Source organism: Agriterribacter sp., from assembly GCF_035497235.1.
In the GTDB taxonomy this organism is placed as follows: Bacteria; Bacteroidota; Bacteroidia; order Chitinophagales; family Chitinophagaceae; genus Agriterribacter.
Map to the genome: position 1 here is coordinate 152,425 of NZ_DATJEB010000014.1, position 11,084 is coordinate 163,508.

Sequence of the window (11,084 nt, forward strand, 5' to 3'; positions counted from 1 at the left end):
AGCTCACGAATCTGAACCGAACAGTTGATTAATCAATTAAAATATTTTTTACGGCGTCCTTTACAGTTGCCCATTGTCCTGCTTTGCAAACTCCCATATTTTCGTTTCATCAGGGAAACCTCGGACTACCAGTGCAGGGTGAGTTTTGAGTTTTGGTTTTTACAAAAAGTATTAGGCTTTGGAGGTAATAAAAAGGTGTATTGGCCGGTTCACTGGACAAGCCAGGTATACGATGTTGAAAATATTATGGTAGGTGTAGATGCTTATCCCGGAATAATGAAAGGTTGTTACATTCAGGGCAAAGGAGGAATTCATATTGGTGACTATACTCAAATTGCACCCAATGTAATAATTGTAAGTTCTAATCATGATGTATATGATAGCAGAAAATCTGTCTTAAAAGTTGTAAAAATTGGGAAATATTGCTGGATTGGGGCAGGTGCTAAAATAATGCCCGGTGTAGTTTTAGGAGACTGGACGATTGTGGGTGCAGGAGCAGTTGTAACAAAATCATTTTCGGATGGGTATTGTATAATTGGAGGAGTTCCGGCTCAAAAATTAAAGCAACTTGAAAAAGAAAGATGCATCCCCTTCAAAAATAAAGTTGAATACAATGGCTATATACGATCAGATAAATTTGAAGCATACCGGAAAAAATATCTGAAAGTATGATATTAACAATAATTGACTACGGTGTAGGCAATCTCAGCTCCATAAAAAACATGCTGAAAAAAATTGGAGTTGATTCCATTATAAGTAATAAAACAGACGATCTTATAAATGCTGATAAGCTGATCCTTCCCGGTGTGGGTCATTTTGATTACGGTATACAGCATTTGCATGAGTCGGGATTGATGGATCCTTTGAATGATAAGGTATTGCAACATAAAACACCCATATTGGGCATTTGCCTCGGCGTGCAATTATTAACCCAAAGCAGCGAAGAAGGAAAGGAAAAAGGATTAGGCTGGATAAAAGGAAGAACAGTAGCTTTTGACAAACCGAAACTGGATGGTAACCATAAGATCCCGCATATGGGCTGGATAGATATAAAAGGGTTTGAAAATTCCAAACTTTTTACCGGCATGTATGATGAGCCACGTTTTTATTTTGTGCATTCCTATCATTTGCAGTTAGATAACCCTGCTGATGTGCTGGCTACCGCCAATTACGGATATAATTTTGCCATTGGTATTGAACATGAAAATATTCTGGGTGTTCAGTTTCATCCCGAGAAAAGCCATAAATACGGCATGAAGCTGCTGGAAAATTTTGTAAAATATTATTGAGTGAGAAGGATAAGGGTAATACCCGCTTTATTGCTGCATAAAGGTGGATTAATAAAATCCGTAAAGTTTAAGGATTATAAATATGTGGGCGACCCCATTAACGCGGTAAAAATATTCAATGAAAAAGAGGTGGATGAAATTGCATTGATTGATATTGATGCCAGCCGGGAGAAATGGGGGCCTGATATTAAAAAAATAGCCGAAATAGCCAGCGAGGCCTTTATGCCCATGGCCTATGGAGGTGGAATTACCAGCATTGAGCAGATTAAGGATTTATTTTACAATGGCATTGAAAAAGTGATCCTCAATAAGGCTGCGGTGCAAAACCCGGCTTTAGTAACGGAAGCCGCCCGCTTATTTGGCAGCCAGAGTGTGATGGTATCCATTGACGTAAAAAAACACTTTTTAAAAGGGCCAAGGGTATACACAGACAATGGTAAAACCAATACCGGCTTTGCACCGGTTGCATTTGCCCGGCAAATGGAAACTGCGGGTGCGGGAGAAATATTATTGAACAATGTTGACAGGGATGGTACCTATAGTGGTTATGATACCCGGCTGATAAAAGAAGTAGCACAATCAGTGCGGATTCCTGTCATTGCCATAGGCGGCGCTTCGGCTGTGGATGATTTTTGCGCAGCCGTTGAACAGGGCGCTTCAGCTGTTGCGGCGGGCAGTATGTTTGTGTTTCAGCGTCCTCACAATGCAGTGCTGATCAGTTATCCGACACAACAGGAATTAAAAAGAAAATTGTATGCTTTGCGCTGAGTTTTGAAAGACTCCATACCTATGACAACTATTTTTGAAAAAATCCTTATATTTTCCTTTCTTTTACTTTACCATATTACTGCATCAGCACAAAAAGTATCGGTAAAAACAATGGCCAATACCATTGAAATCAGCAATGGCCTGCTCGGTATCGTAATTCCTTCAGAACAAGCTTTTAAATCAGGCCAACCCTGCCCGGCTCCGGTGCAATCCTTCATTTACAGCAATGGAGTATATTCCGACAATAGCTTTAACGAACTGACAAGCGCCTCACCAGCCATTTCCATGAAAGTACAATTGGTTACCAATACCAGTTCACAGGTTACAGCAAGAATAGCTTACCATTTTCAAAAAAAGGAGTTCAGCTATGGCAAACTAAAATTCAAAGGTGCGGAAGCCGGCCCCGGCTTCTATACCTGTGAAGTAACAGTGAAAAAGGGAGAAAAATCTATTCTTGTGGAAGAAGATTCGGATTATGATGTCAATTATACGGTTAAAATAAGTGATGGACTTTTCCCCGACCAGGCAAGATACCGCGGATGGGCATCAGCTTCTGTAAAACAGGGGTATGAGCCCACTGGTAAACCGTACCGCTCAGAACTTGAAAGAGCTTATCCATTAGACGCTACAGTAGACCTGGATTATTCCGCTCCCTTTAGCTATCCACGCCTCGTACTATGGGAACCTGCGGGAGGAGAATATAATTCAGGGAGGTACTGGCAGGTATTCAATAAAAAGAATGGTGAAAAGGCCAACCTTTTTGGTTTTTTTCAGGGTAAGCCCGGCCGCCTTTTAGGAGCCAGGGGAGTAGGTGTACAATTACAGCTAGCCCCGGAAGATAAATTAAGACAAGAAAAAAATATAGCTTCAATCCGGGTAAATATTGACCGCATTTATGCCGATTTGTCCTGGTATCCCCGTAAACGATTTCAATGGGCGGCATTTATCAGCACAAAAGCGGATTTGTTGTCTCCGGAAAAACAGCAACCTATTGGCAGGGAAATGAACCGGGTTTCGGGATTGGGAATGGTAATAGACGATTATGCAAAAAAACCAGTGAAAATAATACCCTCTTTTTACAAAGGGGCGATTTATATGCCCGGGAAACAAATGGAGGCCCTGCGTGTAAAAATCAAATCTGATGACAGTTTTTATAAAGAGTTATGCGTCATTGATGGCCGTTTAAAACCCATATTTGATGCCTGGCGTTCTGCAGATTCCGCAAAATCACTGCTTCAGTCCCTGTTAAAAATAACGGAACAACTGCAGGATCAATACCGTAACGGGGAGGGCACTTATGCTTTTAAATACAGGTATTGGATGGGTACCAACCTTTTTAAAGATTATGCTTTGCAGGTTGCCTGCCTTTTTGCTGATAAAAGTATTCATATTTCTGAAAACGACAAGAAGAAATTAGAAGGGTTGATCGCCATGATGGCCCGGATTGTTTGGGACGATAATAATGTACCGATGATAGACAGCGCCGGAATAAATTTTGGCCCGGCGAATATGGCTTTCCAGTACCGCAACAACGGGAGGATATTCTTCGCTTTGCTTTTGGCCCGGGATCCCGAATTTGCCGGCAGAGCCAGGCAGGCGCTGAAGATGATCAATACAGATATTGAAGAAGCCATCTATACCAACGGGTCTGCCTTTGGCTCGCCGCACTATATTCAGGCTACCCTGGAACCCGTGCTCTTTTCTATGCTGCAGCTTAAAAATGCAGGTATTGCCGATCTTTTTCAGACCAACAAAAAGATACGTGATTTTGCGGGATTCTACACTGCACTGGTAACGCCGCCATCAGTAAGGTTTCAACTGAACCGGAAACTGGTTTCCTTTGGAGACGGATCAGAAGAAAGCGCTCCTGCATTTGCCCTGCTGGCAACGGGCTTTGCAGATATTGACCTCCTGCTGAGTCATCAATTGCTTTCTTTGTTTTTTAACGGATCCGCCCGTTCTACGCTTTTTGGACCGGTAAGCCTGGCGGTTGATTTATCGGCTCAACCTGTTAAATTATTTGAGGCCACTACCGCTAACTATACCGGGTATATGTCGCATTTGCGGTCAGGGATAAACACCCCCAATGAAACAGCCCTGTGGGCATTGAACGGCGAGGGTTATTATGATCACCGTAATGATGATGCGGGAGAAGTGGCTATATATGCCCTGCAGACGCCATTATCCCTTAGCAGGAGTTCTTTCTATTATCCTTCGGCTACGGATGCCCGTATCCGATCGGTGGTAGTTCCCGAAAGCCTATTTCCAGAATGGAATAAAGCGGAGCAGCCTATTGCCGGAAGATCATTAACCAACCGTACCTGGCCGCTCAGTGATAATACCGCTTTTGCCAACCTGGGCTACAGCAGTTCCACTACCATTAAAATGGAAATGAAAGATGGTACCCAGTGGTTCAGGAAAATAAACATGATTGTTGTACATAAAGAATTACCCATTATCGTTTTTTATGACAGTGTTGCCGGAAAAGGATCGAATATATGGAGTATGCCCATGATGTCTGATGGAGCGGTTAATACACCGGCTGGTGCAGTCACCCCTCTAAAAAAACTACATAACAATGGCAGCAAAAAACAATTGCCGGAGGCCACGGCACTGAAACAGCTGCCGCCGGGCCTTAACCGCTTTGTGTTTACCGGCCAAAGTTGGCCCGCTCATCCTGCCCAGGGGATCAACTGGCAACTTTATACGTATTCCAGGGGTCAAATGGATTTTACGATGGCCGATTGGGGCACCACCTGGCAAAATACCCTGGAAGTAAATGAATTCCGGAAAACCAATAAACGCAACTATTCCGAAGAACAGCAATTCATCAGATTGCGAAGCGATCAGCCATTTTTTAATGTATTGCTGCCCTATGCCAAAGACCAAAATCCCTATAGTGGTAATATAAAAACGCCTTCAGCGGGTATAATAAGTGTTGAACAGAATGGGCAAGATGTAATGATCAGCCCGGATTTTTTTTACCTTAAAACAAAAGACAGGTTTTCAGCCGCCTTACTTTCTGAAACTTCACGGCTAACCTATCAGGGTATTAGCATTTCGGGTGGTTATACAGAATTGGAATATAACACAGATACCGTTAAAGTAAGGGTACATGGAAATCCCGGCAAAAGAAAGATAACTTTGCCGTTTTTATTAAAAACCACGGGTAAAACACCAGGTGTGCTGGTTGAAACGCTATCAGGAAATACTGTACTTACGGTGAATTGCCAATCAAAGGATTACAACCTGTCCAATGGAAAAAAGGGATACCAGGAATATACATTCAAAAGAAAATAGCAGGCAAAAGAAATGAGTTATTATGCGCATGCTACGGCGGTAATTGATGAGGGTTGCCTGATTGGGGAAGGAACAAAAATCTGGCACTTTTCGCATATTATGCCAGGCAGTACTATTGGCAGGGACTGTAATATCGGGCAAAATGTAGTGATCTCCCCCCAGGTAGTATTGGGTAATAATGTAAAAGTGCAAAATAATGTATCGGTATATACAGGCGTTACCTGTGAGGATGATGTGTTTATAGGGCCTTCAGTGGTATTTACCAATGTATTTAATCCCAGGAGCGCTATAACACGAAAAGATCAGTATCGTAAAACAGTAGTGCGAAAGGGCGCTTCTATTGGCGCTAATGCCACCATTGTTTGCGGCTATGAAATTGGGGAATACGCTTTTATTGGCGCAGGAGCGGTTATTACCAAACCGGTTCCTGCCTATGCACTGGTAGCTGGTAACCCCGGGAGGCAAACGGGCTGGATGAGTGAATACGGGCATAAACTGAAATTTGATGAATCCGGCATTGCCTTTTGCCAGGAATCGGGCGAAAAATACTTGCTGCAGCATAATAAGGTTAGAAAAGAAAAATGAATACAACAGAAAAAATAAAATTTGCAGTAGTGGGCATGGGCCATATCGGAAAACGCCATGCCACCATGCTTGAAGGAAATGCCGAATGTGAACTGGCTGCAGCCTGTGATGTATTTCCTTTGGGATCAATTGTTTTCAGGGGAAATGATGTGCCCGTATTTAATGGTGTGGAGAAACTTTTAAAAAGCGGGATTTCTTTTGATGTATTAAGCATTGCTACGCCTAACGGGTTTCACGAAGAACAGGCTTTGCAGGGCTTAAAAGCCGGCAAGCATGTAGTGATTGAAAAACCGATGGCCCTGTCAAAAGCGGGATGCGAAAAGATCATTTATGAATCGTTGCACCAGCACAGGCAGGTATTTTGCGTAATGCAAAACCGCTATTCACCGCCATCCGTATGGTTAAAGAAAATCCTGGCTGACAATATCCTGGGCAAAATTTTCATGGTGCAGATCAATTGTTACTGGAACCGCGATGAAAGATATTATACCAAAGGCAACTGGCATGGAACCAAAAACCTTGACGGAGGTACGCTTTTTACCCAGTTTTCGCATTTCATTGATATCATGTTTTGGCTGTTCGGCGATATCACCAATATCAATGCCAGTCTCCGCAATTTCAACCATAAAGACTTAACGGAGTTTGAAGATTCAGGCTTTGTGCAATTCGATTTTGTAAATGGTGGAATGGGCAGCATCAATTACTCCACCAGTTGCTGGAATAAGAACCTGGAGAGCAGCATTACGATCATAGCTGAAAATGGTACCGTAAAAGTAGGCGGGCAGTACATGAACGAAGTAGAATATTGCCATATAAAAAATTATACCATGCCCCAACTGCCACCTTCTAATCCGCCGAACGATTACGGCGCTTATAAGGGCTCAGCAGCCAATCATCATTATATTTTTGAAAATGTAGTAGATGTATTAAAGGGCAGGTCACCCATAACTACAAATGCCCTGGAGGGGCTTAAGGTGGTAGAAATTATTGAACGGATATATAATAACCAATAACATAAACTACTGAATAATATATGTTGATGTATGATGAGGAAAAGCTGAAGCATGATCCGGCAGCCAATTTTGGAAGGCCTTATCAGCAATGCAGTATTAGTGTGATGGACACGATAGCCGATCCTGATATACGGTTTGATGAAAAGGGAATATGTAATTATTATTATGAGTACCTGGAAAGAGAGACAGCAGCAGTTCCAAAAGGAGCTGAAGCGGAAAGACAGTTAAAGGAAATTGTTGATAAAATAAAAGTTTCAGGTGCAGGCAATAAGTATGATTGCATTACCGGAGTTAGCGGAGGCGTAGACAGCACCTACCTGGCATTAATGGCAAAAAAATTAGGGTTGCGCCCCTTAATTGTTCATTTTGACAATAGCTGGAATTCTGAATCAGCAGTGAAAAATATTGAAAATATTATTTCCAAACTGGGATTTGATTTATATACTTTAGTGGTAGACTGGGAGGAATTCAAAGATTTGCAAATTGCTTATCTGAAAGCCTCAGTAGTAGACATAGAAGCAATAACGGATCATGCTATAATCGGAACCATGTACCGCCTTGCGGCAGAAAACAATATCAGGTACATTCTAAGCGGAGCAAATGTAGTTACCGAAACCACCCTTCCCCGATATTGGATATTCAACAAAATGGACCATGTTAACATCCAGGATATCCACAGCCAATATGGCAAACTGAAATTAAAAACATTTCCTTTTTTCAATTCTACCAAAAAACGCCTGTATACAAAGCTTAAAAAAGTAGAAACAGTTTTCCCGCTCAATTATCTGCCGTATAATAAGAAGGAAGTGAAGGATGAAATAACAAGGGAGTTAGACTGGAGAGATTATGGAGGCAAGCATTATGAATCTGTTTTTACAAGATTTTACCAAGGGTATATACTACCTGTAAAATTTGGAATAGATAAGCGTAAAGCACATCTTTCTAACCTGATTTTTTCGGGTCAGATAAAAAAGGGGGAAGCGATCGAAGAATTAAGCAAGCCGGGATATGATTTACAACAACTGAAAACAGACTATGAGTTTGTATTGAAGAAATTTGAATTGACGGAAGAAGAATTTGAACAAATCCTTAAACTTCCCCGCAGGGAACATTCGGAATTTAAAACAGAAAAAAGTGTTTGGGATCAGTACATGGTATTAAAAGTAATGAAAGGCATTAGAAATAAAATAAAAGTATAGGCTTGGGTACAGATTTTTTCAGAGATAAAACCATTCTCATTCTTTCGCCTCAACCCTGGTATAACCTGTTTATATCAAAACACAATTATGCCAGGGCATTTGCTGCTCATAATAAAGTTATTTATGTTGGAGCTCCTGCATTCAATAGTAAAGGGTATAAACTCGTAAAACCCGAAAATGAGCTAAACCTGGAGGTGCTGGAATATAATATTTCATTACCGGAAAAAATCAAGTTTCATTGGCCGGGACTATACCGGTTTTTTATAAAACACACACTGCGAAAAATACTGGCAGAGCAGTTTAACCGTATTGATGTTTGTATAGACTTTGGTTGTTATCAGCAATACCGGTCTCTTGACTGGATGCCTGCTAAAACCCATATATTTTTTCCGGTAGATGATCATGATTTTTTAACGGCAAACGATCGTGGTGCTCACCTGGTGCTTTCGGTATCTGAGAATATATGTAAAAAGTTTTCCGCTTCGGGTAAACCCTGTCATTTCATCAATCACGGTCTGAATAAAGAGTTTGAAGAAAACGCACTCGGGATTTTGAAAGAGGAGAAATTTTGGAAGTCCGGCGAAAAAATAAAAGCAGGCTATTCCGGTAACCTGTTTATCCCCTTTTTGGACATTCCTGTATTAAAAAAAATTGTACAGGAGAATGCACATGTTGAATTTCATTTTTTTGGAACCACCCACTTCAACAAACAAAATAAAGAGCATGCGGAATGGGATCATTTTTTAAGAAATACCCCTAACGTGGTATTGCATGGATTTTTGCATCCAAAGGAATTGGTGCAGTCATTAAATGATATGGATGTTTTTTTACTTTGTTACAAACCCGATTACAAAAATTACCATGCCGAAAACTCACACAAGGTTTTTGAATATTTAAGCACCGGTAAGGTTTTAATTAGCACCTATCTGTCAATTTACAGAGATAATCCTCTGATGTTGATGTCTGGTAAAGATAACAATGAAGAATTGACGGGAATTTTTGCCAGTACAATAAAATGTTTGGAAGAGCATAATTCACTTGGATTGCAAAAAGAAAGGATTGCACTTTCCCTCGATAATACGTATAACCGGCAAATAAAGCGAATCGGACATCTCATTGAGGAAATTCAATAAAACCCATTTTGTTTTGGAGAAGCACCCGCAGTGTTAATTAATAAATTTACTATCGTAAAAAAGTTTGTAGATTTTTATTAATAAAAGATAATGAACAAGGATCTTTTACATAGAAATCCCTGATCGTAAAAATTCTTGATTATAAGAGGATCACATATTCTTACAGCAACTTTTAGAAATATGAATTCATTTATTCCCATTTCCAAACCCTCCATTACAGTAAAAGAAATAGCCTATGTAACAGATGCGGTAAGCTCAACATGGATTTCTTCCCTGGGAAAATATATTGACAGGTTTGAAGCCGATTTTGCTGCCTTCTGTGGCACTAAATATGGAGTAGCCACTTCTAACGGAACCGTAGCGCTTCACCTGGCACTGGTTACCCTGGGCATTGGCAAAGATGATGAAGTAATTGTACCTGATCTGTCTTTTGTAGCAACCGTAAATACAGTATTGCAGGCGGGGGCTGTGCCGGTTTTTGTGGATATTGATCCCTATAATTTATGCATGGATCCCAGAGCAGTGGAAAAAGCCATTACGCCACGCACCCGGGCCATCATGCCTGTACACCTTTACGGGCACCCCGCAGACATGAACGCCATTAACAACATTGCGGCAAAACATAACCTGTTTGTTATTGAAGATGCGGCAGAAGCGCATGGTGCAACCATCAATGGTAAAAAAGTAGGTAGCTGGGGTGTGTGCGGGTGCTTTAGCTTTTATGGTAACAAGAATATTACTACGGGTGAGGGCGGTATGATAACCACTGATGATGAGGCCTTATACCACAGGTTACGCTACCTGCGCGACCATGCCATGAGCAAGGATAAAAGATACTGGCATACAGAATGTGGCTACAACTACCGCATGACCAATATGCAGGCGGCGCTCGGTTGCGCCCAGATGGAGCGGATAGATGAACTGATGGAACGGAAAAGACAAATATTCAGCAGCTATACAGCCCATTTAAAGGATATAGCCGGTATAAGCCTTAACAGAACATACGATTGGGCAACCCATGCGTATTGGCTGGTATGCCTGGAAATTGAAAGCTACAATGAAGTGCAGCGGGATGCTTTCATCCGGCGTCTTAAAGAGCTGGGAGTAGACAGCAGGCCCTATTTTTATCCCATGTCAGCTATGCCCTATCTTAAGCAAGCGGATACCCCTGTTACGCATGCGCTATCACAAAAGGGAGTTAACCTGCCTACTTATTTTGACCTGAAGGAGGAAGAAATTAAACGTATTTGTGATGCTGTAAAGCAATCATTATAAACCTAAATGATCCGCAGGATGTTCCAATTTTTTTTAGCGTTCATTGAAGCCATGATTCGGAATATTGGCGGAGGGTCCGGCAGGAGAATACGCTATTGGTATTACCGTAAAAAGCTGGGAAGTTGTGGAAAAGGGGTATACATTGATGTAAATGTAACTGTATTGAACCCACGCAGTATTTTTCTGGGTGATAAAGTATGGATTGATAATGGGGCAATCCTGATGGCAGGGAAACCCGGAGACGGCCGTAAAACTGATATCAGGACTAATGAACAATATCAATATGGAAGAGGGGAATTGCATATTGGCAATGAAGTGCATATTGGGCCCCAGGTAATCATCCAGGCGCATGGCGGCTGCGAAATAGGTGATAAATTAACTATCGGTGCCGGAAGTAAATTGTATACACTTTCGCATCATTACCGTAATACAATAGATAAGACGGATACAAAAAGATATCATTTTGGTTCTATGGTACCCAATGATGAACAGTTTTTGATCGAGTCACCGGTAGTGGTGAAA

Annotated in this window: 10 protein-coding genes; all 10 read left to right on the forward strand. The window is 41.4% G+C overall.

Going from position 1 to position 11,084, the window contains the following annotated elements; translation table 11 throughout:
- The first annotated feature begins 246 nt into the window (after nt 1–246).
- Nucleotides 247–672 (forward strand): acyltransferase, encoded by a 426-nt coding sequence (locus tag VL121_RS05190; RefSeq protein ID WP_325402870.1) that lies wholly within the window; start codon nt 247–249, stop codon nt 670–672.
- Complete coding sequence (gene hisH, locus VL121_RS05195; protein ID WP_325402872.1) at nt 669–1,289, forward strand: imidazole glycerol phosphate synthase subunit HisH; 621 nt, start codon at nt 669–671, stop codon at nt 1,287–1,289. The genes VL121_RS05190 and hisH overlap by 4 nt, the downstream gene beginning before the upstream one ends.
- Complete coding sequence (locus tag VL121_RS05200) at nt 1,290–2,057, forward strand: AglZ/HisF2 family acetamidino modification protein (RefSeq protein WP_325402874.1); 768 nt, start codon at nt 1,290–1,292, stop codon at nt 2,055–2,057.
- A 21-nt stretch (nt 2,058–2,078) separates the two neighbouring features.
- Nucleotides 2,079–5,357: a hypothetical protein gene (locus VL121_RS05205; protein WP_325402876.1), complete on the forward strand. Its 3,279-nt coding sequence runs from the start codon at nt 2,079–2,081 to the stop codon at nt 5,355–5,357.
- 12 nt (nt 5,358–5,369) lie between these two features.
- Nucleotides 5,370–5,942, forward strand: coding sequence for an acyltransferase (locus VL121_RS05210; protein ID WP_325402878.1), 573 nt, complete (start codon nt 5,370–5,372; stop codon nt 5,940–5,942).
- Complete coding sequence (locus VL121_RS05215; protein WP_325402881.1) at nt 5,939–6,955, forward strand: Gfo/Idh/MocA family protein; 1,017 nt, start codon at nt 5,939–5,941, stop codon at nt 6,953–6,955. Before VL121_RS05210 ends, VL121_RS05215 begins: the two co-directional genes overlap by 4 nt.
- A gap of 20 nt (nt 6,956–6,975) precedes the next feature.
- Nucleotides 6,976–8,154 (forward strand): N-acetyl sugar amidotransferase, encoded by a 1,179-nt coding sequence (locus tag VL121_RS05220; protein WP_325402883.1) that lies wholly within the window; start codon nt 6,976–6,978, stop codon nt 8,152–8,154.
- Nucleotides 8,155–8,156: 2 nt separating this feature from the next.
- On the forward strand, nt 8,157–9,287 hold the full coding sequence (locus VL121_RS05225) for a glycosyltransferase family protein (RefSeq protein ID WP_325402885.1): 1,131 nt from the start codon (nt 8,157–8,159) through the stop codon (nt 9,285–9,287).
- 180 nt (nt 9,288–9,467) lie between these two features.
- The gene (locus VL121_RS05230; protein WP_325402887.1) at nt 9,468–10,562 is read left to right on the forward strand and encodes a DegT/DnrJ/EryC1/StrS family aminotransferase; all 1,095 of its coding nucleotides are present in this window, start codon (nt 9,468–9,470) and stop codon (nt 10,560–10,562) included.
- Between the two features lie 18 nt (nt 10,563–10,580).
- Nucleotides 10,581–11,084, forward strand: a 504-nt coding sequence (locus tag VL121_RS05235) for a hypothetical protein (protein ID WP_325402889.1), incomplete at its 3' end; no start/stop codon positions are given.

What these genes read in the sequence shown, in the direction of transcription:
- VL121_RS05220 (WP_325402883.1), top strand. Translation starts at nt 6,976, where the DNA reads ATGTTGATGTATGATGAGGAAAAGCTGAAGCATGATCCGGCAGCCAAT.
- hisH (WP_325402872.1), top strand. Translation starts at nt 669, where the DNA reads ATGATATTAACAATAATTGACTACGGTGTAGGCAATCTCAGCTCCATA.
- VL121_RS05215 (WP_325402881.1), top strand. Translation starts at nt 5,939, where the DNA reads ATGAATACAACAGAAAAAATAAAATTTGCAGTAGTGGGCATGGGCCAT.
- VL121_RS05210 (WP_325402878.1), top strand. Translation starts at nt 5,370, where the DNA reads ATGAGTTATTATGCGCATGCTACGGCGGTAATTGATGAGGGTTGCCTG.
- VL121_RS05230 (WP_325402887.1), top strand. Translation starts at nt 9,468, where the DNA reads ATGAATTCATTTATTCCCATTTCCAAACCCTCCATTACAGTAAAAGAA.
- VL121_RS05205 (WP_325402876.1), top strand. Translation starts at nt 2,079, where the DNA reads ATGACAACTATTTTTGAAAAAATCCTTATATTTTCCTTTCTTTTACTT.
- VL121_RS05190 (WP_325402870.1), top strand. Translation starts at nt 247, where the DNA reads ATGGTAGGTGTAGATGCTTATCCCGGAATAATGAAAGGTTGTTACATT.